The sequence below is a fragment of the Paenibacillus sp. p3-SID867 genome (assembly GCF_025142895.1).
In the GTDB taxonomy this organism is placed as follows: Bacteria; Bacillota; Bacilli; order Paenibacillales; family Paenibacillaceae; genus Paenibacillus_AQ.
Genome location: NZ_JAMBDM010000017.1, coordinates 1 through 26,340, shown reverse-complemented (window position 1 = coordinate 26,340; position 26,340 = coordinate 1). Strand labels below are relative to the sequence as shown.

General features: G+C 49.5%; 20 protein-coding genes. 1 reads left to right on the top strand and 19 read right to left on the bottom strand.

The features are described 5' to 3' along the window. Nucleotides 1-137: 137 nt before the first annotated feature. The 14 genes from M4D81_RS27085 to M4D81_RS27020 form a co-directional block, all read right to left on the bottom strand. On the bottom strand, nt 138-2,408 hold the full coding sequence (locus tag M4D81_RS27085) for a dockerin type I domain-containing protein (protein WP_260068682.1): 2,271 nt from the start codon (nt 2,406-2,408) through the stop codon (nt 138-140). 62 nt (nt 2,409-2,470) lie between these two features. Continuing rightward, nucleotides 2,471-5,260 carry an OmpL47-type beta-barrel domain-containing protein gene (locus M4D81_RS27080; protein WP_260068681.1) on the bottom strand — a complete coding sequence of 930 codons (2,790 nt, stop codon included), beginning with the start codon at nt 5,258-5,260 and terminating at the stop codon, nt 2,471-2,473. A 323-nt stretch (nt 5,261-5,583) separates the two neighbouring features. Then, entirely contained in the window at nt 5,584-8,697 is a 3,114-nt protein-coding gene (lacZ, locus tag M4D81_RS27075; RefSeq protein ID WP_260068680.1) for a beta-galactosidase, LacZ type, read from the bottom strand. A 22-nt stretch (nt 8,698-8,719) separates the two neighbouring features. Continuing rightward, the gene (locus M4D81_RS27070; RefSeq protein WP_194544115.1) at nt 8,720-9,541 is read right to left on the bottom strand and encodes a carbohydrate ABC transporter permease; all 822 of its coding nucleotides are present in this window, start codon (nt 9,539-9,541) and stop codon (nt 8,720-8,722) included. Then, nucleotides 9,538-10,353, bottom strand: coding sequence for a carbohydrate ABC transporter permease (locus tag M4D81_RS27065; RefSeq protein WP_397376782.1), 816 nt, complete (start codon nt 10,351-10,353; stop codon nt 9,538-9,540). Before M4D81_RS27065 ends, M4D81_RS27070 begins: the two co-directional genes overlap by 4 nt. A gap of 240 nt (nt 10,354-10,593) precedes the next feature. Further along, complete coding sequence (locus M4D81_RS27060) at nt 10,594-11,907, bottom strand: ABC transporter substrate-binding protein (protein ID WP_260068678.1); 1,314 nt, start codon at nt 11,905-11,907, stop codon at nt 10,594-10,596. Nucleotides 11,908-12,091: 184 nt separating this feature from the next. Then, nucleotides 12,092-13,882 carry a cache domain-containing sensor histidine kinase gene (locus tag M4D81_RS27055; protein ID WP_260068677.1) on the bottom strand — a complete coding sequence of 597 codons (1,791 nt, stop codon included), beginning with the start codon at nt 13,880-13,882 and terminating at the stop codon, nt 12,092-12,094. Beyond that, the gene (locus M4D81_RS27050; protein ID WP_260068676.1) at nt 13,879-15,450 is read right to left on the bottom strand and encodes a response regulator transcription factor; all 1,572 of its coding nucleotides are present in this window, start codon (nt 15,448-15,450) and stop codon (nt 13,879-13,881) included. Before M4D81_RS27050 ends, M4D81_RS27055 begins: the two co-directional genes overlap by 4 nt. 216 nt (nt 15,451-15,666) lie before the next feature. Then, on the bottom strand, nt 15,667-16,875 hold the full coding sequence (locus M4D81_RS27045; RefSeq protein WP_260068675.1) for a PQQ-like beta-propeller repeat protein: 1,209 nt from the start codon (nt 16,873-16,875) through the stop codon (nt 15,667-15,669). A 297-nt stretch (nt 16,876-17,172) separates the two neighbouring features. Next, nucleotides 17,173-17,373, bottom strand: coding sequence for a helix-turn-helix transcriptional regulator (locus tag M4D81_RS27040; RefSeq protein WP_071223363.1), 201 nt, complete (start codon nt 17,371-17,373; stop codon nt 17,173-17,175). Nucleotides 17,374-17,383: 10 nt separating this feature from the next. Continuing rightward, nucleotides 17,384-17,764, bottom strand: a complete 381-nt coding sequence (locus M4D81_RS27035; RefSeq protein ID WP_260068674.1) for a DUF2178 domain-containing protein — start codon at nt 17,762-17,764, stop codon at nt 17,384-17,386. After that, entirely contained in the window at nt 17,757-18,980 is a 1,224-nt protein-coding gene (locus M4D81_RS27030) for a hypothetical protein (protein ID WP_260068673.1), read from the bottom strand. Before M4D81_RS27030 ends, M4D81_RS27035 begins: the two co-directional genes overlap by 8 nt. Beyond that, nucleotides 18,977-19,726, bottom strand: a complete 750-nt coding sequence (locus M4D81_RS27025; RefSeq protein ID WP_260068672.1) for an ATP-binding cassette domain-containing protein — start codon at nt 19,724-19,726, stop codon at nt 18,977-18,979. The genes M4D81_RS27030 and M4D81_RS27025 overlap by 4 nt, the downstream gene beginning before the upstream one ends. Beyond that, on the bottom strand, nt 19,689-19,847 hold the full coding sequence (locus M4D81_RS27020; protein ID WP_162487664.1) for a hypothetical protein: 159 nt from the start codon (nt 19,845-19,847) through the stop codon (nt 19,689-19,691). The genes M4D81_RS27025 and M4D81_RS27020 overlap by 38 nt, the downstream gene beginning before the upstream one ends. A 165-nt stretch (nt 19,848-20,012) precedes the next feature. Here M4D81_RS27020 and M4D81_RS27015 point away from each other — a divergent pair, with 165 nt between their 5' ends. Beyond that, nucleotides 20,013-20,444 (top strand): N-acetyltransferase, encoded by a 432-nt coding sequence (locus M4D81_RS27015; RefSeq protein WP_260068671.1) that lies wholly within the window; start codon nt 20,013-20,015, stop codon nt 20,442-20,444. Between the two features lie 180 nt (nt 20,445-20,624). Here the strand turns inward: M4D81_RS27015 and M4D81_RS27010 are convergent, their stop codons facing one another. From M4D81_RS27010 to M4D81_RS26990, 5 genes are all read right to left on the bottom strand, one after another. Continuing rightward, nucleotides 20,625-21,107 carry a hypothetical protein gene (locus M4D81_RS27010; RefSeq protein WP_113057461.1) on the bottom strand — a complete coding sequence of 161 codons (483 nt, stop codon included), beginning with the start codon at nt 21,105-21,107 and terminating at the stop codon, nt 20,625-20,627. Then, nucleotides 21,104-21,901: a DUF3100 domain-containing protein gene (locus tag M4D81_RS27005; RefSeq protein ID WP_260068670.1), complete on the bottom strand. Its 798-nt coding sequence runs from the start codon at nt 21,899-21,901 to the stop codon at nt 21,104-21,106. Before M4D81_RS27005 ends, M4D81_RS27010 begins: the two co-directional genes overlap by 4 nt. 24 nt (nt 21,902-21,925) lie before the next feature. Further along, nucleotides 21,926-23,188 (bottom strand): M20/M25/M40 family metallo-hydrolase, encoded by a 1,263-nt coding sequence (locus M4D81_RS27000; protein WP_260068669.1) that lies wholly within the window; start codon nt 23,186-23,188, stop codon nt 21,926-21,928. A 422-nt stretch (nt 23,189-23,610) separates the two neighbouring features. Then, entirely contained in the window at nt 23,611-25,881 is a 2,271-nt protein-coding gene (locus tag M4D81_RS26995; RefSeq protein WP_260068668.1) for a glycoside hydrolase family 95 protein, read from the bottom strand. Nucleotides 25,882-25,911: 30 nt separating this feature from the next. Beyond that, nucleotides 25,912-26,340 (bottom strand): zinc-binding dehydrogenase (locus tag M4D81_RS26990; protein WP_260068667.1); only part of this gene is annotated, 429 nt, incomplete at its 5' end.

The following is a 26,340-nucleotide window of genomic DNA, read 5'->3' as shown; positions in this document are numbered from 1 at the left end:
TTATCTCCGACAGGGCCATTATGGGAATATGACTAAAGCAGCCGCCCCTTGTGCCAGGAGCGGCTGCTTTAAGTTTAAACTGTATTAACACTAGGGATGATATTGGGGTCTCGGCGTTACGAACAAATTATGATCGGTTACTTTTGTTTTCGGTCCTCATTCATTTTTGCTGTAACTCTTCTAACATCTTCTGCATTTATTTTTCCGTCCTGGTTCACGTCCAGCTTCTGCAAATCGCCTACCGGTTCCTTTCCTATATGCCTTGCCACCAGCCTGATATCATGATGATCTACGGTTCCGTTTCCGTCCACGTCTTCGGGAATCGTTACTTTCGTTCCAATATGGATTCGGGACAAGTAGGTGCGGTCCGTACCGTCCGAATAATACAGATATCCGTCATCGCCTATCGTAAAGCTGTAAGCACTTGTTACCTCTCGATACTCCAGGGTAACCGGATCTATCGCAATGAGCTTGGAGCCGAAGAGCGCGTACAGTATACCGTCGGCATCCCATTTCAGCGGAACGGAAGACCATGCACCGTAATTGAACGATCCCGTGTGAACCTGCTTGCTCTTTACAATTTCCTTACCATCTGGGTCCATCGCGAAAATGGTACCGTTAACGGCTCCCCAAACCAGCCCATCATGGGGTCCTACTGTCAGTCGGCCGATAAATTCAGGTTTATCTATGCCTTCGATCTGTGGTGACCATTCCGCTAATTTCTCTCCAGTCAAGGCATTCATGGTAAACATTTTGGCTTCCTCTGCCGTCGGGTTGCTTCCGAGGCCGTTGTTAATATTCGTTGAACCGAAGATTATACCGTCTTTATAAGCAAGACCTACCACACTTTGATCTTGAACAACGTTTCGTATAACCTTCACGCCTGTCTTGTTCTCGGCATATGCGCTTGGATCAATGATCGTTACGGCTCCTCCATTAACCCCATATGCGGATACACTTCCAAAATAGATACGTCCGCCGCCGGATGTTGCTTCGATTAAACGATCCTGATGGGCCTCAGGGTCCACCTGCAGGAATTGGGAGGGATTGCCGTTACCCGGCGCTTTGGTTTGGTCATATTTATGAACATAGGCTTTGGGATACACTCCCATATACATGGCATTGTCATGATACACCATGCTGTCGGCCTGACCCAGGGAAATCGAAGTCACCTGATTCTGGTCCGGATCATAAACAGCCCCTGTACCTGCGCCCAATGTGCTCATAAACAACTGGTTATCCGAGCCTTTTTCAATGACGTGAATATTCAGCGGCGTCCCTTCAACGACCGGACGCGTAGCCGTCATCTTGTTCTGCGTTACGTTGAAATAAACGATGCCTCCGCCAAATTGCATGGTAACCAGATTCATGCCGATCAGATCCGGATTCTCATGCTGTTCGATTTCGACCCAATCGGCGCCTCTAAGCCCGCTGCCATAGGCCATGCCGGTGGAGCCGATCTCACCCGTTGCCAAGTTGAAATATTTTAACGTGTTATCCGCAATGAAGTAGACTTTGTTTTCATAAGAGTCCGTAACATGCAGACCGGTCACATTGGATAACACAACGTCCAGCCAGCTGGAAGACTGGAGATCATAGACATACATATTTTTGGATTCGGAATATCGGGCGAATATATAGCGGTTGTCAACCAGATTCATATCGTACACAAAGCCGGTTTCCTGTTGATCCATCAGCGGCTGGGCTATATTCATTTTGCTTCCGGTCGCTAAATCCAGTTTGATGATTTGACCGTGCGCCGTACCGGCATATATATGTCCTCCTTCTTCATCCAGTGCGATTGATCTTACGTATTCTTGCGGCTGGTTTCCAAGCATTCTGCCGTAATCTTCCGTAACGGTTCCCAGAACGAGATCGTATTTAAATACCTTTCCGCCGGGATAAGTACCGATATAGGCATTCCCCTTGCTATCGGTAACAAGTGACCACGGGCCTTCGTCAACAAAGTCGTGAACCAGGTTGATCTCTTTGGTCTCGGTTGAATACAGCCAGAGCGTTCTATGTGATGTCACATACACATGCTTTCCGTCCGGTGTGACTTCATGGTGCCAGGCATCTCCGCCGCCGCCCTGCAAGATCGATCTATAGATCACCTTATTCGTGGTCATGTCTACGACATTGAATTGGGCAGGAGAGCCTTTTACCGTTGTAAACATAACCCTTCTGCCATCCTGTTCCCCGACGGCCCCGTCATAGATGCTGATTCCCCGAATGGGTTGGGCCAGTCGTTCCGGCTCCCCATACACTTTATCCTCCAACTGTACGGGATTCGATAAACCTGCATCCATCCATGCTTGTGCATTTATCGGTTTAGCCGGGAGAATGGTTGTCATGCAAGCACACGATAGCATCATCAATAAACCCATCTTCACTTGGATACGCTTCAAATTTCCGCACCTTCCTTTTCAATAGAAGATATTTCAACCGTATAACCCTAACTTGATAGATGTTACTGAAGTGCCGATGCATCCCGAATCAAATAGGCTGCAGCTTCAGATGAAATATGCTTCCCCGTTTGGGCGTGGACTTGATTGATAAATGCGGAGATATTCCCTGTTGTGGCCTTCGCAGCAAGGCTGTTCGCAATACCAGGATTATCGATCCATCCCTGTTCAGCGAATCGATACACAAGCTCTTCCAGACTCTCGAAACTAGTGACGATCTGGATATTCATCTCTTGAACGGATTCGTTTCCTGCCAAATCGACTGCTCGTATCGTAAGCGTGTGCTCGCCCAGAGGGAGTCTGAATAACGGGAGGGCTGATGGATGCTCTACCCGCTCTCCGTCCAGAGTGATGACGGTTCCGTCCGTATCGGCACCCGACCATTCGTCCTGAAGTTCGAAGTCCAGCTTCAAATCATCAGCAGTGCTGATTTCTTCGGGTATGTCCGATTTCCAGCGGATTACGGGTCCCTCGCGGTCCACATGCAGCTGAAGCTTACCCGGTGCCTCCTCGTTGCCAGCTTTGTCAACGGACCGATAAGTAAGCACGTGACGTCCATCCTCCTGCACATGCAATGGCGAACCATCGTAGCTGGTCCAGCTTGCTCCTTCATCCCAGGAGTATAAAGTGGATTCAATCCCGGCTCCTTCATCATAAGCCGACAGCGTAACCGTTACAGGGCTAACGAACCATCCATCCTTTCCATCAGGCTTCTCCGGATTGGTCGCAGGTTCTGTCGTTGGGGTCTGGGTATCCTCTTCTTCAGCATCGGAGACGGGAATCATGTACATTCGTGTTTCTTGCGCATAATAGATGTTTCCGTCATCCCCCAAGGTAAAGAGTGCCGATTTGATTCCCAGTCCTTTATGCTCCATCGTGTCGGGATTCAAGATTGTTAACTGACCGTAGAGGTCGGTATAGAGCAGGCCATCGTTCCCCCATCTGAGGTGGATCGGCCTCCACATCCCGTAGTCCGTGACACCCGGATAAATGACCTTGCTTTTAACGACCTCCTGCGTGGCAGGGTCCACCGCAAACAGAATGCCGTCTGCTGCTGCCCAGAGGAGTCCGTCTTGATCGAAGGTCAGCCCGCTGATCATGATCGGGGATTTAACGGCGCCCGGAATATCAGGCGTGAATTCGCTAAGCTTTTCGCCGCTAACAGCATCCCACACAAACATTTTTGCTTCCGACTCGGTTGGATCGATGCCCAGACCGCCTCTTATGCTGGTCGAGCCGTAAATTTTGCCGTCCCGATAAGTCAGCCCTACGATGCTCTGGTTGTGCACGACATGGCGATGAACATCAAACGTTTCGGAGGCCGGGTCGTATGCCACAAGAGCTCCGCCCAATTCTCCGTAATACGGGATCGTCCCGAAGTAGATTTTGCCTCCGCCCGTAGTCTGGACATAAGGACGATCTTGGTCTTCCTCCATGTAAAATAAGGATTCCGGATTGAGGGTCGGCTTGTTCGGATCCGTTTGAACGGGAAGCGTTGTATCCAGCTTGCGAATCTCCGCTTTGGGATAAATGCCAAAGTATACGTCATTCCCGAGCGAGCCGATGCTTTCGGCTTGGCCCATCGGATACGTCGAATGAGTGCGCGTAACGGGATCGAACACGCCTCCCAATGCGGAGGTCATGCCGCTTGTATAGATTTTGCCGCCCGGTCCTTTCTCCAGAGCCTGAATAAGTGTGGGTTGTCCTTCGGCAACCGCAGGCAGCGTCTTATCAATGCCGGACTCGAAGTTGAACAGTGCCGTCTTCCCTCCGAATTGGATCGTCACTAAGGTCTCGCCGGGAAGCTCCGGATCATCCGGAAAACGGACCCAGCCGGTAGAGCGGAAACCCGTTCCATAAGCAATCCCCGTATCCGTGACCTGCCGCGTCGTCATATCAAAAGCTTGAACTTTCCGATTTTGGACGAAATACACTTTTCCTTCGCGTTCGGGCGACACATCAAGGCCGCCGTATCCGCTGTATACCTCATCCAGCCAGACGCCCCTCGCCATATCGTATATAATCAATGCGGTTGTTCCATTGCCGTTTAAGTAAGCGAAAAGGTAATCCCCCCTGGCATCCAGGCCATACACAAACGGGAGACTGCTTACGCCCGGTACGTCCCGAATCGGCAGTTCTGTCTTGTCCCCGGTAACCGGATCGAGCTTGACGATATGGCCTACCGTGCCGATACCTGCATATACAATACCATCCGCATAGGCAATAGAACGAACATACCCTTGGCCTTCTACCATGGTTCCGTAATTCGTGAACGAATTCGTTTTGGGATCGAATTTAAACACCTTGGCGTTGGGATACGTCCCGCCGTATACATTCCCTTGCTCATCCGTGACTAATCCCCAGATAGAGGTTTCGCCTGGTATCGCGGGTCCCAAATCATCAAGTTCTTTGGTCTGGGGCGAATATCGGTAAACTTTGGATTGACCTGCTATATATAGCGTTCCGTCTGGAGCAATGGTCTTAGCCCAGGAGCTGTCGGCATCCGGAAGCGGGATCGTCCGGAGCAGTTTGTTGTCCACGAGGTCAATAACGTTTAACATGGCCGGCTTTCCATTCACCGTGGTATACATGACGTCACGACCATCCTCTTGACCATAAGCGCTTTCAAAAATGGCAATCTGCTGAATAGGAGCTCCCACGGAAACAGGGTCCCCGAATTGTTTGTTGATTGACGATTGAGCTTCTACAGGCACTGGTTGCAGCGAAGACAATCCTAATAGGGTTATCGTAAGTATGATCAACTGGGTTTTGAACGGCACGATATTTAATTTCATCAAACTTCCCCTTTCGAATATGATTTAGCCTAGCGTTTGGAACAAACGATTGCCCCTCCCCTCAATTAACCTACAGGACGAAACAAGTATGGACTCCATTTCGTACTTGCTCATCATTGTAAAAATACTCAAGGGTTCCGTAAATGTCTCATTTTCAGAGATTTTGATTTTCTCCAAGTAGATTTGATGAATCCTTAAACATCCCTCAGGTACGGAGGATTCAAAAGTGGTGGAAAATACAAATGAAGTGGAGAAATCAAAAAAACCGAAACCCTTAAATAAGGATTTCGGCAATATTGTGGCAACGGTTATCGAAGCTCGCATTAAGCTCTGCGAATGGTAAATTCAAAGGACATGTCCGTCGAAGGATCGATCTGATACTCGTCATGAACCGGAGCCCCCCAGCTGTCGTCACCCCCAACCCCCATTTGCCGCCCGGCAATGGTAACAACGGTATGGTGAACGTTCGGCAGCTCATAATGATGCGTCGCGTTCTCCAGCTCAAATGCGGTATACGGCGATATATTGGCTTCTACCGGTGCTGCCGATGGTGCCTCAATCGTGATGCCATGACCTTGATCGCTGGTTATGGATACCTCCCGCACGCCTGTACGATTGCCCGATTCCTGCGGTACCAAGTATGCTGAAACTTGATCCGCCGCACGATTCCGGAAGCGACACAATTTAGCTCCAAATGCACGGTCGATATAATTCTCTTCCGGCCCGTTCGCATACCAATCCAGGTTGTCGTAGTCCGCCGGTACTTTGAAGGTAAGAGCAAAGATCGGCAGCTTCGGCAATTCCGGTGCACCTTGGTACCCCGACTTTACTTGAATGCTTCCATCGGTGAACACCGTATAAGATACGCGGACCCTTACTTCCTCGGACACGCTCAGTTTATACACATAGGTCACGGTCGCGTGATCCGAGTCTTCCGTAAGCTCGCAGCTTAACATTCTCCGAGTCAGGCTAGCAGCATACCAAAGCGCAGAATCAAACGGCAGTCCGGCCCCTTTATCGTTATCCGTCATCGCTCTCCAGAAGAGCGGAGCGGGCGGCGAAGAGATCATCTCCCGTCCCGCATACTTGACGGATATGAGGGTTCCTGCCTGCTTTGAGAACATGACGGAGAAATCACGCCCATGAACGCCGATGTTTACATCCCCTTCAACTACACGGAAATCATTCGCAGCCATATCATGCGAACCCCCTAAACATGGTTGCAGGCGTTCCGCCGCCGACGCTGACGTATTGCCAGGAGCGTCAACAGCGAGCGCGTTCTCCACTCGGAAAACAAACTGTCCAAAAGCCATTTCATAACCGGCTTTCGCCCACAACGAATCCTTCTTGAGCACGAGTGAAACGTCTAACGCATATTCACCAATCGGAAGCCCCACCTCAGGCAGTTCCAGCTTTACATATCGCTCTTCGCCGGGATCAACCTGGGTGGATACCGCTCCGCTGTAGATTTTCCTTCCCTCTACATTCACGCAATATATAACTTCATAAGCATCCAAGCCCACGAATAAATTCTCGTTTCTAATCGTGACGCCATAACGATCCGGGGTCAGCTTAACGTTCTGATACAGGAACTTCACTTCCTGCATTTTGGGGGACCATGTCCGATTCGCATAAACGATGCCGTTGCCGGAGAAGTTGTAATCGGTTGAACGATCATCAAAGTCCCCTCCATAAGCCATAAAAGGCTTGCCGTAACGATCATGTTTCACGATAACTTGATCCATGAAATCCCAGATGAAGCCGCCTTGATACATCGGATATTTCTGCTCCAGCTCCGTGTATTTATGCAATCCGCCGACGGAATTGCCCATGGCATGCATGTACTCGCAGCTAATATAGGGCTTGGAAGGATCGTTTTGCAGATACTGCTCAATATCCGCCGGTTTTGCATACATGCGGCTCTCCATATCGCTCGCATCGTCATATTTCCGGTTATGGAACACTCCTTCGTAATGGACCAGCCGGCTAGGGTCCCTCTCCCGGAACAAGTTCGCAACGTTCCGAATGACTTCTCCGGCGTAAGACTCATTGCCGCAAGACCAGATCAAAATCGATGGGTGATTCTTGTCCCTCTCGATCATGGAAATGGCACGGTCCAACACGATATCCTGCCATTCCGGCCTGCTGCCCGGTATGTTCCAGGATGGCTCAACGACTCCCATTTTCTGCCATGAACCATGCGTCTCCAGATTCATCTCGTCGATTACGTACACGCCGTACTCATCACACAGCTCGTACCACATCGTCTGATTCGGATAATGCGACGTCCGTACGGCGTTGATATTCGCCTGCTTCAATGTCTTGATATCCCACAGCATATCCTCTTTCGTAATGCTGCGTCCGCGGCGGGAATTGAATTCGTGCCGGTTGACGCCTTTGAACACAATGCGCTTGCCGTTTAAATGCATCACCTTGTCAATCATCTCGAATTTGCGAAAACCTATCTTTTGCGGCACGACCTCCACAAGGTTTCCGGATGCGTCATAGACGGATACGTACAATGTATATAAATTAGGCTCTTCTGCGCTCCACCGCTTGACCTTACCTGCAGCTAACGCAATCGATGCCGTTTCCCCGGAATCATGGGTCTCCCCCAGGACCACTGAATTTCCTGCTGCATCCTTGAGCTCTAGGGCTACTTTCGAAGCCGGCTTTCCCCTCAGCTGCATGGTAACCCTCAGCGTTCCACGTTCATACGTTTCATCCAAATCGGTTTGAACATGCAGATCCTGCACATGAACGTCAGGTACCGTGTACAGATACACATCGCGAAAAATACCGGAAAAGCGCCAAAAATCCTGATCCTCCAGCCAGCTTCCGGTGCTGCGTTGATAGACCTCGACAGCCAGCTTATTCTCGCCTTCCGTCAAGTACGGCGTGAGGTCGAAATCGCTCGGCGTAAAGCTGTCTTCGCTGTAACCGACAAACTCCCCGTTCAGCCATACATAGAAAGCCGATTCAACTCCCTGAAAAGAGATATACAGCGGACGCTGCTGCCAGCCGGCAGGAACGTTGAAAAACTTCACATAGCTGCCCACGGGATTGTGGTCCTCTGAGATCATCGGGGGTCTAAGAAACTCCTGACCGTCCCACGGGTACATCGTGTTCACGTACTGCGGCTGCCCATAACCCTGAAGCTGGATATGTCCGGGAACCTCAATATCATCCCATCCTCTGCAGGATTCGTCCGTTTTATAAAAATCCGCTTGGCGTTCCTTGGCATTATGGGCGTAACTAAACTTCCAGCTCCCATTCAGACTGCGGCGCCAAGGCATCTCTCCAAGCTGTTCGGCTTCCAGCATCGATTCGTAATACCGATGATCGGAGTGCGCGGGCATCCGGCCTACCGCAAATACACCGGGGTCGGACAACCATGCAAGACTTGGCGCGACTCCTCGTTCAACCTGCTGTTTCATCTGTTTTCCTCCATTTTCAACTTTATTTCACTGAACCTGTCATCCCAGCAACAAATTGTTTCTGCATCATAAAGAACACAAGCGCCGTCGGCAGCGTCGTAATGACGATGGCGGACATGATCAAACCGTAGTCTGGAGCATAGCCTGATCCCAGGTTCGATATCAGCAGCGGCACGGTCATATTCTCCGGCGACTGCAGCACGATCAGCGGCCACAGATAGTTGTTCCAGCTGTTCAAGAAAGTAATAATCGCTGCGGCTGCATAGGTCGATTTCATCGTCGGCATATAGATGCGGAAGAATAGGCCCAGCTCCGACAGACCATCGATGCGACCGGCTTCCATCATATCCTTGGGAAACATTTTGGTGCTTTGACGGAAGAAGAAGATTAGGAACGCTGTCGTGAATGTCGGCAGAATGACAGCCCCTGCCGTATCAATGCCTAGAAAAGGTACAACCCCCGATACTTTGGCAAACATCTGAAATAAAGGCACCATAATCGCCGCGAACGGAATCATCATCGAGGCCAGCAGGATATTAAATACGATATCTTTGCCGCGGCTGCGGTACATCTCAAAGCCATAACCTGCCGCTGAGGCTACCAGCAGTGAAAGCACGGTAGTCACCACCGAGATTTTCGCGGAATTCCAGAGAGCTTGCCACATGTCTACGGAGCTGAACAGATTGTTGATATTCTTGACCAGGTGCGAACCCGGCAGCAGCGTCCCTTTCGTTACGTCCACGGACGGATTGGTGGCACTGACAACCATCCAGATAAACGGAAAGATGGAGATCAGGGCAGCGATAATTAGAAACAGGTAAGTAAACACGCGTTTGGTTTTCATGATCTCTTGTCACCTCCAACTTTGTTCTGGATCATCGTCAATATGACCACCATGAGTACGATCGAGTAGGAAACGGTAGCAGCGTATCCAAAGTCAGGCGTGTATTCGAAGGAAAGATTGTAAATATATTGCGATATCGACATGGTTGCGTTTCCGGGGCCGCCCTTGGTGATGTTAACCACCTCGTCAAACAACTGGAGCGTTCCAATGGTCGATGTTATGGTCGTAAACAAAATGATCGGCTTCAGAAGCGGAATCGTAATTTTGAAGAACTGCATGAAGGCATTTGCACCATCGATGCGTGCAGCTTCATACACGGATTTATCGATATTTTGAAGTGATGATAAATAGAAAATCATATTATAGCCTGTAAAACGCCAGGTGATCGCGATGATAATCGTAACTTTCGCCCAGAAAGGGTCGGTAATCCATTGAATCGGTTCCTGGATCAGATGAAGATTCACCAGAAATTTATTGACGATGCCGTCGGCTCCGAACATGTACTTAAAGACGACGGAGTACGCGACAAGCGAGGTTACCGTTGGCAGGAAAATAGCCGTTCTGAAAAAACCTTTAAACTTCAGTCTATCGTCATTGAGCAGCACAGCGATAAAGAGCGCCAGCACCAGCATGACCGGAACCTGAATGAGTAAGTAAATAAATGTGTTCTTGACGGCCGTAAGGAAGGTGGTATCGCTGAACAGACGAATATAGTTGTCTATACCGACAAACTGCAGATTGCTGCCCCTGCCTGATTTGAAGGATAGGATTAACGCTTGAACCATCGGATAGAAATAAAAAATACTAATCATGACAACCGGCACAAGAACAAAGAGCCAGCCTGTCAAACGTATCCGCCTTTGACTGTTCAGGCCCTTATGAATTTGCGGGTTTAGCCTGGCTTTTTCTGTATTCATACCACTCCACACCCTTCTGTTGATCACATTTCTTATGGATAGAAATAATAAAGCCCTCGCTCCCCTTCCTTCAGCAGATGTCCACTTTACAGGAGAAGAAGGAGCAAGGGCATTTGTTATACTGCCTGAGTGTGTTTAACGAATTTGCGTATCGGCTTGCGTCTGCGCATCTTTCAGCACGGTTTCCACATCTTTACCGCCGAGATATGCCTGCATGGCAACGACCATAATGTCCTCGATGGCGTAGGTGTTCATGCCGTAGTTCACGTTAGGAATTTGTTCGGTCCAAGCGGCAAAGTCTGATACGACTTTTTGGCCCTGGAAATATTCATCCGCTGCCGCGTAAGCTTCTCCGCTTGCGGCGGCTTTCAGAGTGCCGATGACCCCGACTTTTGTGTTCAACGTCTGATACAGCTCAGCATCGGAAGCAAACGTCTTCGCGAGGAACTCCGCAGCTGCTTCTTTGCCTTCAACATTCATGACATACCAGGAGCTGCCCCCTAGATTCGATGCATGGACGGACCCCTCGGTAGCCGCAAGCTTAGGAAGCGGAGCTACCGCCCATTTACCGGATTGGGAAGCTTCGGCTTTGATCGAAGGCGTAATCCAGTTACCGGTCGGTACGGTAGCCACTTCGCCGCTGTTGAATGCTCCAACAAATTGGCTCCAGTCCGAGTTCACCTTCACGATGCCGGAATCCATCATTTCTTTGTATAATTCAAAGGCTTCCTGCAGCGCAGCATTGTCAGCAATCGTCGGAGTCTGGCCATCTTCCGCCGTATACCATGCCCCCGCCGATTGGATCATCATGCGGATGAGTCCCAGATCGTTAGGATCGAGCGTAATCATGCTTTTGCCGGTTTTCTCTTTGACGGCTTTGCCAATCTCGATGTACTGCTTCCAGTCGATGTCCTGCAGGTCATCCAGACTGTAACCTGCCTGCTCGAGATAATCCGTTCGCACGTACATTCCCGTCACGCCGGAGTCAAACGGAACGCCGTACTGCTTGCCTTCTACGCTGGTCGGGCCAATCTTATAGTCCGCAAAGTCATCCACTTTCACGATGTCCGTCAATTCGTAGAAGGAATCCGGATACGCTTGCAAGAAGCTCTGCGCACGGTAATCCTCAATGAGCACGATGTTAGGCAAGCCTTTCGTGGAACCGGAGTTCAACCCGGTGTTCAGCTTTTGAACGATATCGGCCTGCGCATTCTCTACAACATGAATCGTGACGTCCGGATTCACTTGGGCATAGGCTTCTTTAGCTACATTCATGGCGGCAATGTTAAATGCCGGGTCCCAAGCCCATACCGTAATTTCTTTTGGAGCGGCACTGCCTTCACCGCTAGAGCTGCCGTTACTGCCCGACCCGCCTTCCGTACCGCCGCCCGAAGAACATGCCGACAAGAGGACAACCCCGGCCAGCAGTAAGCTCATTAATTTTTTCAATGTGTAACCCCCTTTTAAGTCTGAAAATAATAAAAGATGGAAGCGTTTTCTCTGCTACGCATCCATCTTATCACCTTGTATTCGTTTTCATTGGCACTATCTTTGTTAGCTTTGGTGCTATTATTGGATCCTATTTTCGCTTTCATACCGGCTCTGGTACTATCTTTAGGTTCTTGTAATATCTTTAGCTTTTGGTCAATGGAAGCGTAATGATGATTTTCGTTCCTTCATTGCGTTTGCTTGTAATGTTGACCCCGTATTGCTCCCCGTACATCAATTTAATTCGGTCATCCACATTGCGTATCCCAATGCCGGAGAACAATTGGCGTTTACTCATCGGTGCAGGCAGCGATTGTTCCTCCGCCGGGTTCTGCTCCAGATACATACCGTCCCCGTCATCTGCAACTTCACATACAAGCTGCTCATCCTGAACGGCAATCATGATCAGAATCCTTCCCTCTCCCTTGATGTTGAATGCGTGGAAAAATGCATTCTCAATAAAAGGCTGGAGAATGAGCTTAGGCATATGATAATCCAGGCTATCCGGCTCCACAAAGTAATGAACGCGGATTTTCTCTCCGTATCGCACATGATTAATATACACATAATGCTTCAGCGTCTCCAGCTCCTGTCGAACAGGAATGGTGGAATGAATATCGCTGACTGTATTTTGCAGGAGCGATATAAGCGCGTTGATCGTACCCGCGGCTTTTTCCTTGTTGCCCTGCTGTACCAGAAATTTGATCGAAGCCAGCGTATTGTATAAAAAATGTGGATTGATTTGCATTTGGAGCGCGGCCAGCTCCGCATTTCGCTGCTGCTTCTGGGTTTCCATCAATTGGTCGACATAATCATGCAGCGCATCAAGCATATAGTTGAAGGCGTTCCCCAGCTCCTTGACTTCATAGCTGCTGTTTGCAACATCTACATGATGATCGAATCCGCTCGTCGGAATGCTCGACATCTGTTCGACGAGTACACGGAGTGACTGCGTCATTCGCCGGGTGATCAGAAAAACAATGACAAGTGATATCGCAACGATCGCCATGATCGTCAAGGTGACTGCTTTAGCGTTCACCATCTGTCCGGTCACGGCTTTCTTGTCGATCATATTCACCAAATAAAATCCAAATTCCGGCAGGTACTCCGAGAACACAATTCGTTCGTTTCCCATCACATAGGCAGATGGATCGTCCTCTCCCTCGCCCTGATCGGTTACGACTTCTTGAAGCAGCCCCTCATCCGACATCCCGATCAACTCGGTCCTGTTGCTGGATACAATGACCCCTTTCTCGTTCAATAGCACAACGTCATTGCCTTCGCTTGTAAAATTCGCATAGAAGGGTTTAAAATTCCGGTCACGAATGACCACGTACAGGGTGCCATAAATTCTGCCGGTAGGCTGATCAAAGAGAGCTTTGGAAGCCACTAACATGGGCTCCTTTGCGTCTGCGCTATGATCCTCGCCGCGATAGAGCTGGTATAAGATTTGCGCAGGGTGAGCCTTAGTCGCTTTTGTAAACGGGTGATCCTTCAATTCCTTGGCTGAGACAGACCAATACCAAGGATCTGTGGAATAACTTCTCCCATTCGCTCCAACGATCATGATGCCAACGTCATAAGCACTAAAGTTAGACTGGATCGACTTCATGCCCTCTGTCATCTGGTACGTTTTTATCGCAAGCGCCACGGCCTCCGTCTCTCCGCCCGATAAATAACTGCGGATTGCCGCATTCTGGGCGATCATGGTGGCACCGGTTGCTATAGCGTTATTATAGGACTCCAGGTTTGACTTCATCTGGTTTAACAGCTTGCCGTTCGTGATGCTGAATGTCTGCAGAAATAATTTTTCCGACATGCTGATGGTAATGGACAGCGTCAGAAGTGATACGGTAACGATGCTGATGAGGGTCACGAGAAACAGCTTAAGGAATAAGCCCTGTTTTCTAAGCTTGTTTATGGCTTGTCCAATCATGATTCCCGTATCTCCCGCGCGTCTTGCCTCCGAAACTGGCTCGGAGAGATGCCTGTCTGCTTCTTGAACACCTTGGTGAAGTAGCTCTGATCCGAGTATCCCACGCTGGCGCTGATTTCGGAAATCGTATGTTCCGTTGTCAGAAGCAGCTCCATGGCTTTTTCCAAGCGGATTTTGTTGAGGTATTCACTGAAACCTTCTCCATTATACGCAGCAAAATAACTCGACAGATAAGAAGCGTTGAAGTGGAACTGCCTGGCCACTCCGGTGAGTGTGATGGGGTCGGCATAATGGTCCTGAATATATTCGAGCAGCCGGTCCATATTGGGATTAACGGATGTATTCGTCTCGCCTATCGCACGTTCCGCTTCGCGGATGAACGCTTCGACAACAGCGATAGCTTCGCTGGCATACCTGGACTCGTCAATTTTTCGGAAATAATCGTATTTGGCATTCTCCAGACTTCCGGTCTCCACCTTCATTTTTCCAAGCGTGGTCGCCACGTTAAATATGAAATTCCCCAACGACGATTTGAATTCGAAAATATCGGTACGATAATCCATCGAGCGCAGGTGGACGTATTCCAAAAAGCCGATGAATGCCTTCCGGTACTGCTTGCGTTTCAACTGTTCCATGAGCTCGCCCATGTCATATTCGAGATGCGCATCCGGAAGGCCCGGCAAATGTTCGTATTCAATCAGCGTCCGGTCCTTCAGGAAGAAGCCGTATCGCATGAGTTTCAGATAATTATCATTATAAATCTCGCCAAGACTTTTAAAGTCGGTGAAGCTCTGGCTGATAACAAAATGCGTCTCTCTCACATCATGTGCCAATTTGGAGATCAAATGCCGGAGTTCAATAACAAGCTCGTCCCACCGCTCAGGATTCACATTGAGCAGAAAAAGTGCCGTATCGTTAATAAACTTTAACCGTATATACACGATCTCGGACAAAGCAAGCTGCTGAAGCCCTCGTTCCATTTCGTTTCCGAAACTCCATTTGTCACCGGAATCTTTCATGTGCTTCATATCCGCTCCAAAAAACAAATACTGTCCATAAGGGAATTTCGAATCCAGCAACACGGGATCCAGCGCAGGCTCATATCCGGTCATAAGTTTCTCGATGGCTTGCAGGATCTGTCCTTCCTCTCGATCCGCGCCTGGATCATCCTCCGGCTTCATGGCGACCATTTTGGCCGTAGTCTTATTTAGGATGGATAATAGATAATCTGCTTCCAGCTTTGGCTTCAGGATATAGTCCGCTACACCACTCTGAAAAGTAGACCGGACGTAATCGTACTCACTGAAACTGCTGAGCACGATGACTTCGATGTGAGGATACTTCTCCTTAACAATCTTGACCAGTTTCTCCCCGCCCATGACAGGCATTACGATATCTGTAAGAATGACGTGGGGATTCACCTCATCCATCAAATTCAGTGCTTCCAGACCGTTAGAAGCCTCACCGACGATTTGGTATCCTTCCTGTTCCCAATTGAGCAGGTGCTTAATCCCCTGCCTGACAAGCATTTCGTCATCCACAATCATGATCTTGAATAATGGTTTCATACCTGCCCCCCTTGCAGCCTTGTAACCGTTTACGATTTGCCGGATATGTCTTAGCCAACCTTCATTTCAACGGCATGATCTAATTAACTCAAAGATTATGGCATACAAATATCATACACTGCAACGTACGATACGGCATACCAAAAAGTCGACCCATTTAGGTCGACTTTCTGTTTTAAGTATTTAACTACGCCCAGATTTGATATTCGACTTGCGTTACTGGGAGGCAGCAGCTTTATTGACGCCGCTGATCTGCCCACCATGCTGAACGACCAGCACGTTTTGGCCGATAAGCGTCGGCAATGGAGTGCCTTTGTATTGAACGGAGGCCAGCGTACGTCCGCTGTTTGTATCGAGCGTTAATAGCTTACCGTTTTCCAGTCTTACATAGGCGATGCCCGCATCCCCGAGGGACCATTCGGCCACTCCCGCTTCAAATGCATAGGTTTGATCCGGCTCGGCTTTGGAACGGCTAGCCGCCGGGAATCGGGAGACTACAGCTTTCTTTTGAGTGTCATCATACTTTTCAATGACATAGAAATATTCCCCATCGGATACGACATCGGATGCACTTTGATCTTCCACGAAATCCACCGGTATATAGGATCGGGTAGCCATAATTTTTCCGTTGGTCAGATTAATTTCATCGATGTTCGCTGCATATCCGGCATCGATGCCTTCGGTTACGTCACGCGTATAGAACGACTTGTCATTCGAGAAGAGAATGGCCTGATGATCACCATCGGTCTGTGTCCATTTTACTTTGCCGTTCTGAGCATCGATTCCCTGTAACCCGGTCGTGGTCAATGCGCCGTCGATAATCGTGGTTGCGACAAGGATTTTTCCCGTTTGGAGCACTTTGTACCCATGGGCGCTGCCCTTCAATTTCCACTTAACCTTCCCGCTTGATGCGTTGTACGCCGTCAGCCCATAAGCATCCCCGACATAGATCACACCATCGGCTGCATGCAAGCTATGGTTCACATGGCTTTCTTTCTTTCCTGGCTGGGATTGTGTTTTAACCTTCCATTGCAGCTTGCCGGTTGCAGCATTGAGCTTAATTAATCGGCCTGTCGCATCCGTAAACCATACCGATTGGCCATCCGTTACGGTCTGTGAGACGGCAGCGGCGGGATACGTCCAGCGGGTTTTGCCTGCCATAGCGTCAAAAGCAATATATTTCTTCCCAACGGTATAGTATAAGTTGTTCTTAATTAATGTGGTTTGGGGGCAAATCTTGCTCGGATCTCCCAACGTCTTCGTCCATATCGGCTTTAGGTTGTGGGAAGACTTGTCCACAGCAGACGCAGCTGCTGCGACATGCCCCGGCCCTGGCAGCATGGAAGAGATTGGCGATGCGAGAAGAGCTACGGCCAAACCTGCTGTGACGAGTCGAGCGACGGTTTTCTTTTGAATGGTATACATGGATGTTATTCCTCCTATGACTGAATATACATATCAGACGTTAAGATTAAGATAAAGTTTCATGAAAATACTAAAAAACCCAAAAAATATATAAATATATTAAAATAATCCAAATCGGATCCATAACATGTTGAGAGTCCGTGTGAAAACGGAATAATGCCTTCTCTTTCTGACTGGGATCAAATGTTATTGTAGTATGACTAATTAGTTTTTTCAAGAACTATTTAGTTTTTTTGCGGATATAAGAAATGACACATTCGTTGGATAGCTAGGACCCATTAAATGCATCATCGTGGTTTAGTCGAATATAAACAGCTCCTCAATGGGCGCTCCCACCACCCGCGAAATATCGATTGCCAGCTTTAGAGAGGGATTATATTTCCCCGCCTCCAGACGGATGATGGTCTCTCTGCGAACCCCGACCTTTCCCGCCAACTCGTCCTGGGTCATCTCCGCTAACTGCCTGTACTTTTTTAAATTGCATTTGAATGGTTCCATGGGCATCCACCTAACAATATTTATCCAGATAATAAAAAGTTATGGAATACGTCAGAAACGTAGCTGCCCAACCCGCTGCGCTCACGATGATCATGAATTCTCTTGTTCCGAAGGGAAGCATGCTGCCGATTCCGATGATAAACAAACATACGGCAGGCACCCACATGGTGATGGACCGCGCCTTCTGAGCATTTATGTAATACCGCTCATCCGGCATTTCCTCCGCCAGCTTCCCATGGAAATAGAAACTGAAAAAGCCGAAAAAACTAAAGTAAAACAAAAATGAAGGATCATGGGTCTTGAAATACTGAAGGCCGTTAAACCCCAACAAACCAAGCAGCCATCCGTGCTTACCGATTCGTACGTAACGCTTCTTCTGTCCCTTATACATTCCTGATTCCTCTCCTGCGGTTAAAAATCAAAACCATCTCTGTCCCTACCAGCAGAGCGATCATATACACAGCCGACTCCATGCTTATCACCGTGACCGCCAATAAACACATGATGAGCGGAACGGCATATTTGCGGGAATGATGCCATAAGTCGCTCTCCACCTTCCAACGGAAAACGGGATGTTTCCATTCGAGCCAAACGGTCGAAATGGCGCATTGGGCGGCAAATAACACACTAAGTACATAATACATGATTTCCAACGATCCATGAAACAGTTGCCAGCATGCTAAGTAGATCGCATATATGAATAAGTTTACTGCCAGTATAAACAGCCCATACGGAACGACTATACGTTCAAGCTGGCCGGGCAGCATTTGGATTTTCCGGTGAAGCCCGCGATTACTCGACAGCAGGATACCGATCGGCGTGTTAAAGGATAGAACCGCGAATCCCAGCGGCAGGTACGAGTCAAGATGCATCTGCTCCAGCATATACGCCATGAAACCCGCAAAGATACATAATGCGAACGTATTGTATAAATAGCTTTTATGGGATAACAGGTAGCGCACAATATACCGAAAGAACGAAGAACTTCGAACCGGAGTTGAATGACTATCCTTCATCCTCGAGTCCTTATAGAATCGGTAAGCATCCGTCCGATGCAGCACGAACCCTTGGAGGATGGTGCTGATCAGCAGTCCCGTCAAACGAAAGAAGGGCTCAGGGAGCAGACAGAGTGCCGCTTGGAGAAGCATCAAGAGACAGGCCGGAACCCTGTTCCCCCTGTTCAGCAGGGCAAATACCACGAAGGCGGTCACCCCCGCATTCAGGAAGCTCAGCAGAAATGCCAGCGCATGCATACCCGTAAAGAGAGAAACCGAGATGTAAAAAACGAGAATGTACGAAGTCTTGGTGACCAAGGTATATAGTGCTATCGCAAGAAAATAAGCTGCGTTGAACATGCTTGGCCTGAATGGAAGCATGAACGCCCCCTTCAGCTTCCTCCGGTTATCATCCGACGATAAGGTTCTTACTACCATGCCAAACGTAAATACGGAGATGGCCGTCATGAATACATTTAAGGATACGTGGTAATCGATATCCAGGCTGCTCATCGCCGCATATAAAACAAGCAGGGCTGCGGCATGCTTCCACAAACGGTCGTAGCTTGAGCCCAGGAGCTTTTTGGCGAATCCATGAAATGTCGAGATCACTTGTTCAGTACCCCTCTAATAAACTCGGGATCCATGTCTCCCTGCAAAAAGGTATGACGGATCGATCCGGCTTCCAAAATGATGATGCTGTCTGATGTTAGACATAAACTCTCCAGAACGTGAGAAGAAAACAAGATCGTCCCATGTTTCCTGTACTCGTTCATCTTTTGATACAGAAATTCCGTGCTTTCGAAATCCAATCCGTTGACCGGCTCATCCAACAGCAGCAGCTCCGGGCGCAATGCAAATCCCGTGATCAGGTAGGCTTTCCTCCTGCTGCCCATCGATAATTGGCCCAAGTATGCGTTCCGGTAATTCTGAAAATGGAATCCTGCAACGAGTTCGTCCAAGATATCGTGACGGACCTCTTGTCCGTAGGATTGAAACACATGCCTTACATACTCCTCGAACGTGAAATACTCAAACGACTCGTCCTCCGAGAACACGGTATATCGATTACGTTTAAATGCAGGGCTTGTCAGCGAAGTTTCCTCGTTCTTCCACTGCAGCCGCTCCAGCGAATAATGCCGGTGAATGCCGCTCAGGACATGGAGCAGCGTGCTCTTGCCGGCCCCGTTCAATCCCACCAAACCTATGATCTGATTAGGGCCAATCTCCAAATTAAGATTGGAGATGACGGCGTCTGTTTCCGCACGGTACCAAGCAGCTAATCCCTTCATGCTTAATAAATGCCGCCGCTCCACCCCCTCATTGCTTGCCGACATTCCAACGTTTCCAGCCTGCATAAACAAAAAGAACGCCTCCTGCCAAAAATAATAGAGCCAGCGGGTACGACTGTTGGACAAGTCTCTGAATGCCAATGCCGATCCAGAGCAGTCCCATCGCGAATCGGAGAATGATTTTCATCGCAAACGCCTCTTTCAATAGTGATATATTTGTAACTTTACGTGATAAATATATCACCTTATGATCCAAGGGTCAAATGGGATCACGAATTGACATGCGTCAGGTAAACTTTTACAATACGGGACGTATATCCGTGACTAAACTTTATAAACTGGAGTGAATACGATGCAAATTCGATTGATGACCGACAAAGATATGGACAGCCTCATTGACATTTGGCTGGCCGCCTCGAAGGAGGCCCACCATTTCATTTCACCCGAATACTGGGAATCCAAGCAAAAGGACATGCGCGACGTGTATTTGCCAATGGCCGATACCTATGTCCTAGAGGAAGCGGGCGCCACGGTAGGCTTTATATCGACCGTTCAGCATGCCTTGGCCGCTTTGTTCGTTCACCCTCGGGATCAGGGCAAGGGATATGGCCGGGCTCTCCTTCAATTCATGAAGGAACGCAGCCCCAAACTCGAGCTCAAGGTATATAAAGAGAACGGGAACGCATTTCGTTTTTATTCCCGGAACGGCTTTGCCGTCGTTGAAGAAACCATCGACGAGGATACCGGTCAGGCGGAATTCGTCATGGCCTGGGAAGCACGATAAACGGCATCATGCGCCTTTTATATTCAAACAGACAGAAGGTGACCGGAATTTGTCCGGTCACCTTCTGCCTGTATTTTTTACTGAACCTTTTGGTGTCTTCAGAGCGAATTTATAGGTGAGGTCACATTAAAGGAGGAGCAAGCTTGCAAGGTTCAGACTTAACGCCGTGAATAGATTCTTTTACTTACCGGACAAATAGAGGCCAAACTCTGATAATAATGCACTTCCCACGTACGTTCCCGTGAACACGAAAACCGCAACAATGGCGACGCGCCACGAGGTTTTGCGAAGATCAACCAGCCTGTCGGCAACGGAAATGCCGGCAAACGCCAAGATCGGGGTCGTAATGGACAAGAAGTTGACGTTGGCGATGGCATCCACGAACACATCCGAAATCAGGCAGCAGATAAGCGAAACGATCGATACCCAGCCAAGAACCGGGAAGTCCTGCAAGAATTTCACCGGAGTCTTTTTCATGAGGGACGAGATCAGAACGCCAATAAAGGAAAAAAGCCACAGCACGGCCAAGCCGGCTATCGTCCCTAACGTAATATGGCCTTCGCCGTTTTTGATGAACTTCATTTGCTCCGTAAATAAAATAAGACCGACGCTAAGCAGCAGGACGAGGGCGTATTTTGCGTATTTATTCAAACCGGTGCTCATTTCTTATCACCTCTGACCATTAATTTGTACATGAACCGCTGCAGCGGCACCGCGAGAAATACCATCGTATACGTTCCGAGGAAGCTGGTAAGCAGCTGGCTCGCAGCAGCGTATCCGTTAATGGTCTCCGTCATCTCAGGAGAATGCGCGACTAGCGCGGAAGAAGAGCCTGTCATCATACTGGCGGAGCCGACGCCGGAGGACATGGCCAACGCTTCGATCGAGAAGCCGGCAGCAAGCATGATCGGCGCAAGAATGCTGAAAAACAGCGTGCCGAACAGGGTACCTATAATATAGAGGGACAGCACCCCGCGGCCTTCGTCGGAGTCAAGCGTATATTTCTCGGATATGTAAGCGAGTTCCCCTTCCCTCCCGAGTCCAAGCGTAGCGCCGATGGCTTCCCTTCTCAGACCGAGCAGAATGGCGATGGGAAGTCCGAGCAGAATCGTACCCAGGTTGCCGATTTCCTGAATGATAAACACCCAGCCTACTTTTAATATATCTTCAATTCGGGGCGCAACGTCGGCGCCGTATCTCGCCATAAGCGGCAGCATAATGAAGATTAGATACTTGCTGGAGAAACCGACGTTCTCCTTACTGTAAACTTTCTTCATAAAACCTTTCCGGAAAATCGACAAGCCAAGCAGCATCGTGATCAAAATGGCGAATACGAGCGGGAGCAGGCTGATTTTTACGGAGCCCACCTGGATCGACTGAATGCCGATAAATTCGGCAACCGCGATTACAATGAGCACGAATGCAAGCAAATAGAGATACTGTAGTTTTATCTTCATGCCATGATGTCCTCTTTTCTGTTCTTAGTTGGAGCTAACTATCGATGCAAGGAGCTGCTCGTATTCGGCAAATGTACGACGGTACAGCTTCGATCGATCAATACGTCCGCTCATTCGCTCCAGCACCTGGGTTAAAAATCTCGGGAACACTTCATAGATAAACTCGGGATCGATATCCTTGAAATCGTCGCCGTGGATCGTCCCCGTAAAACCACTGTAGCCGATTTGAATGCAAGGCATCATGAAGGCCAGATCGCCGATATCTCCTGCCGCGCTGATGGCGTTATTGTTCCAAATACGCGCGATCTCCTCGTTATCCTGGAACGCCTCCATCACGAATTCGGACAAATACCGGTCCTGAACGAACGGCAAATATCCCATCTGCGTCTTAATCTCGACCTCGCCTTGAAGGGCCAGCGCGCTGCCCTTGGCCGCATCGTCCATCTTGGAGGCCGCTTCCTTCATATAGTCGACCGACTGGGTGCGCAGATCGCTGCCCACCGTAATCCGGTTGGGAATGACGTTTGTCGACATGTCGGAGTCCAGAACGATCGGATTCATGCGAACCTTCTCACTGTCCTTCATTTGCTGCCTGCTGAGCCCTAACGCCACATTGAACAGGGTTGACATGCTGTAGGCATTTTTGGCGGAGAAAGGATCGAAACCCGCATGGGTTGCTTTTCCGGTAAACGTATAATGCTTGTATAGAAATCCAGCCAGGTCGCAGTTGATTTCGATCGTGCGCTCTGCAAACTCACCACCCATGGCGTGCACGCATAACCCGATGTCGATATCGTCGAACACGCCGAGTTTCATCGCTTCGGGTTTCCCCCCGTAATAGGAAATCTTACCGCTGGCAAGCAGTTCGTCCCTATAGGCGAGATCCAAATACTCCTCAGCAGGAATAAAAATAAACGTTAAACTATAATCAAGGGCTTCGTACGCCTTTGATTCAACATAATGTTTGTACAGAGCCAGTGCGATCGCCACCTGCGTATAATGACCGCAATTGTGTGCCGCACCCGTCTCCTTATCCGATCGCCAATGCGTTGGAGCGTAAACGGCGTCCAATTCCGCAATAAAAGCAATATTCAGCGGCTTGCCGCTGCCGAGGGTTGTCCGAAGCCCGGTCGTACTGAATGATTGCAGCTCAATATCCGGATTTACCTTCTTCAAAAATTCGGTCACTGTTTGATGGGTCTTAAATTCCTTGTAGCCAAGTTCGGGGTTATCGAATATGGTCCATCCAACGCCTGCAATTTCTTCGTACTGTTCTTTAAAGCTCATAGCTGCCTCCTTCTTGATGAAAATAATTCTTATGTTATTTTAATTCTCTTCATTATGTCAATAAAAATCACGTTATATTATTTTTCTATAGAGGTAATTATAATTTGATATAACTCGACCTTCCCGCACAATGATGAAGATGGTCTGGAATTCAAAGCCTATTTTTTGCCATTACGAAAAAATTAAACCTATTTTTCCGTAAAGCGCCAAAAATATCTGGTTTTAGCTTCGATGTAAGAAAAGTAAACATGGTACGTTTTATCACAGCTCAGGAACCAAAAACCCTTGATGATATACCATCAAGGGTTTTCTTATTATGGATCCTACGGGGATCGAACCGCTGACCTCAATCTTCCGATAGCGATGTCTTGGTGACATTTACTTTCTGCCGCCGTTCCAAGAAGGACTCCCAATCCATATGTTCATCGTTTTTGATTTATCATTACATTTCCTTCGAACGTATACGTCTTACCCGCCTCCGCGATAAAGGAGACGGGAGCGAAGCCGGGAGCCTCGATCTCGCATGGCCCAGACATTGTGCATTCTACGATGACTTCTGAAATCTTCGATTCTGCCCACTTGAAGCTGAACGTGAATCCGCCACGTGCGCGCAGCCCCTTAGCCTCGCCTTCGCTCCATACGTCCGGAATCGCTGGCAGCAACCGAATGATGCCGGCATGGCTTTGCAACAGCATTTCCGCGATACCGGCAGTTCCGCCGAAGTTTCCGTCAATCTGGAACGGAGGATGATTGTCAAACAGGTTGGCCATCGTAGAATGTTGCAGCAGTGCCATCACGTTGTCGTATGCGAGCATCCCGTCCTGGAGTCTGGCCCAGAAATTGATGATCCAGGCCCGACTCCAGCCGGTATGCCCCCCACCGGAAGACAGTCTGCGCGTCAGTGTGGTCCGCGCGGCTGCGGCTAGATTGGGCGTGTGCTCGGTCGTGAACGCATCGCCAGGATACAGGGCGAACAGATGGGAAATATGGCGGTGACCCGGCTCCTCCTCTTCGTAATCCTCCATCCACTCCTGGATTTGTCCGTATTTGCCGATCTTCGGCTGCGGCAGCCGTTTCAGGGCAGTCTCCAGTTCGCCCTTGAAAGTCTCATCCTTCCCAAGCAGCTTCGCGCCCTCAATGCAGGCGCCGAACAGCGCGCCAATAATCTGAAAATCCATGGACGCTCCTGCACATAACACACCCGCTTCCCCACTTGAAAGAATATATCGATTTTCGGGCGAGACGGATGGGCAAGTAATGAGCCTTCCCTGCTCGTCTTCGACCAGATAATCGAGCAGAAAGAGTGCAGCTTCCTTCATCGTATCGTATGCTCTATCAATGAAAGTGAGATCTCGCCCGAATCGGTAATGTTCCCATAAATGCAGACAGAGCCAGGCCGCACCCATTGGCCAGAACGAAGCCGGCAAATACGTATCCTGCGGCGCCGTATCCGCCCAGATATCGGTGTTGTGATGGGCCGTAAAGCCGCGGCAGCCGTACATCGCTTGTGCGGTTACCCTGCCCGGCTCCCGCATGCGTTCGATGAACTCGAACAGCGGCTCGTGACATTCCGCCAGGTTGCAAAGCTCTGCTGGCCAGTAGTTCATCTGAGTGTTGATATTGATCGTAAATTTACTGTCCCACGGCGGCGTGAAACTGTCGTTCCAGATGCCCTGCAGGTTCGCTGGTAGTGAACCGGGACGGCTGGACGCAATAAGCAGATACCGGCCGTAATGAAAATACAGGGCGACCAGGCCATGATCCGCTTCGCCCCGCTTTACGCGATCCAGCCGCTCGTCGGTAGGCAACCCGGCCAGCTCGATACTTCCCGGCAGCGACAGATTCGTACGGCCATAAAGTGACTGGTAATCGGCAAGATGCCGCTCCAGCAGCTCCGAGTAAGGTTGATTCAACAGGCCATTAAGATGCGATCTGCAGTGTGCGGAGGGATCCTTTTGGCGAAAGGTCGTTGCCGCAGCAAGGAACAATGTTACGGAATCGGCGTTCTCGATTACAAGATGCTCGCCGATCGTCTGGGCGGTGCCTCCGTTGCTAACCGCCTTCAAAGCGGCGCAGAAGGTGCTTCCGCCCTCCCCGCCGCTATGTCCTGTCATGACCAGTCCGTCTTCGCCCCATTTCTCGGTTTTCTCCAGGTACCTCCATCGACCGCGATTAAAACGAGCCTTGAACGAAATCGCGCCGATTTTATCGGCTGATAGTCGGATGACCAGCGCTTGATCGGGATAGCTAGACACAACTTCACGTGTATACATGATATCTCCGATCCGGTAACGTACCGTGGCTGTTCCGCGTTCAAGATCCAGCTCCCGGCTGTACTCCGTGAAGGGCTCATCCTGACCCTTAAACATCAGGAGAAGATCGCCTAGCGGAAGGTAGTGGCGCTGCGTTTCCGGAAGTCCGGGAAGGGCTAGCGAGGCCAGCTCCTCCGCTTCCTTCAGACGCCCCTCCAGGATCAGTTTCCGCAGCTCTGTCAAATTGGGTAGCGCGTCCGGATTGTTCCGGTCTCGTGGGCCTCCGTACCATAGGGAGTCCTCGTTGAGCTGTAAACGCTCCGCCGAAACTCCCCCGAAGACCATCGCCCCCAGCCGTCCGTTGCCTACCGGCAGCGCTTCGTTCCATTCCTTCGCGGGCTTTGAATACCACAAGCGGTGCTCCTGTAACCGGTTGTCCATTCTTATCTCTCCTCCTCTAAAAAACTGGTTTTAGTTGATCTCTACAATGGCTTTGACCACGCAGGATTCCGGCTTCAGCCAGGCGTCGAACTGCTCTGTCATCCGATCGAGCGTACAACGGTGCGTAATATAGGCGTTTAGATCCAATTTGGAGCTCTTCACCGCCTCGGCTACGCGTCTGAAATCTTCCCGTGTAGCGTTACGACTGCTTAGGAGCGTTAGTTCCCGTGCGTGAAACTCAGGATCGTTAAACGTAATATCGCCATTCACGAGTCCGACGTAAACAAGCGAGCCGCCGTGACCGACCAGCCCGAATGCATCCGTCATCGAACGCAGGTTACCTGTCGCGTCGATGACAACGGACGGCAGTTCTCCATCGTTCCATTCGAGAAGGCGATCCTTCAGACTTTCCGTCGCAAGAACGGTATGTACTGATTTGGCCCAGGATTTGGCGAAGGC

Coding starts and splice junctions, on each gene's coding strand:
- M4D81_RS27080 (WP_260068681.1), bottom strand. CDS start 5,260: ATGAAATTAAATATCGTGCCGTTCAAAACCCAGTTGATCATACTTACG.
- lacZ (WP_260068680.1), bottom strand. CDS start 8,697: ATGAAACAGCAGGTTGAACGAGGAGTCGCGCCAAGTCTTGCATGGTTG.
- M4D81_RS27070 (WP_194544115.1), bottom strand. CDS start 9,541: ATGAAAACCAAACGCGTGTTTACTTACCTGTTTCTAATTATCGCTGCC.
- M4D81_RS27065 (WP_397376782.1), bottom strand. CDS start 10,353: ATGATTAGTATTTTTTATTTCTATCCGATGGTTCAAGCGTTAATCCTA.
- M4D81_RS27055 (WP_260068677.1), bottom strand. CDS start 13,882: ATGATTGGACAAGCCATAAACAAGCTTAGAAAACAGGGCTTATTCCTT.
- M4D81_RS27050 (WP_260068676.1), bottom strand. CDS start 15,450: ATGAAACCATTATTCAAGATCATGATTGTGGATGACGAAATGCTTGTC.
- M4D81_RS27045 (WP_260068675.1), bottom strand. CDS start 16,875: ATGTATACCATTCAAAAGAAAACCGTCGCTCGACTCGTCACAGCAGGT.
- M4D81_RS27040 (WP_071223363.1), bottom strand. CDS start 17,373: ATGGAACCATTCAAATGCAATTTAAAAAAGTACAGGCAGTTAGCGGAG.
- M4D81_RS27035 (WP_260068674.1), bottom strand. CDS start 17,764: ATGTATAAGGGACAGAAGAAGCGTTACGTACGAATCGGTAAGCACGGA.
- M4D81_RS27025 (WP_260068672.1), bottom strand. CDS start 19,726: ATGCAGGCTGGAAACGTTGGAATGTCGGCAAGCAATGAGGGGGTGGAG.
- M4D81_RS27020 (WP_162487664.1), bottom strand. CDS start 19,847: ATGAAAATCATTCTCCGATTCGCGATGGGACTGCTCTGGATCGGCATT.
- M4D81_RS27015 (WP_260068671.1), top strand. CDS start 20,013: ATGCAAATTCGATTGATGACCGACAAAGATATGGACAGCCTCATTGAC.
- M4D81_RS27010 (WP_113057461.1), bottom strand. CDS start 21,107: ATGAGCACCGGTTTGAATAAATACGCAAAATACGCCCTCGTCCTGCTG.
- M4D81_RS27005 (WP_260068670.1), bottom strand. CDS start 21,901: ATGAAGATAAAACTACAGTATCTCTATTTGCTTGCATTCGTGCTCATT.
- M4D81_RS27000 (WP_260068669.1), bottom strand. CDS start 23,188: ATGAGCTTTAAAGAACAGTACGAAGAAATTGCAGGCGTTGGATGGACC.
- M4D81_RS26995 (WP_260068668.1), bottom strand. CDS start 25,881: ATGGACAACCGGTTACAGGAGCACCGCTTGTGGTATTCAAAGCCCGCG.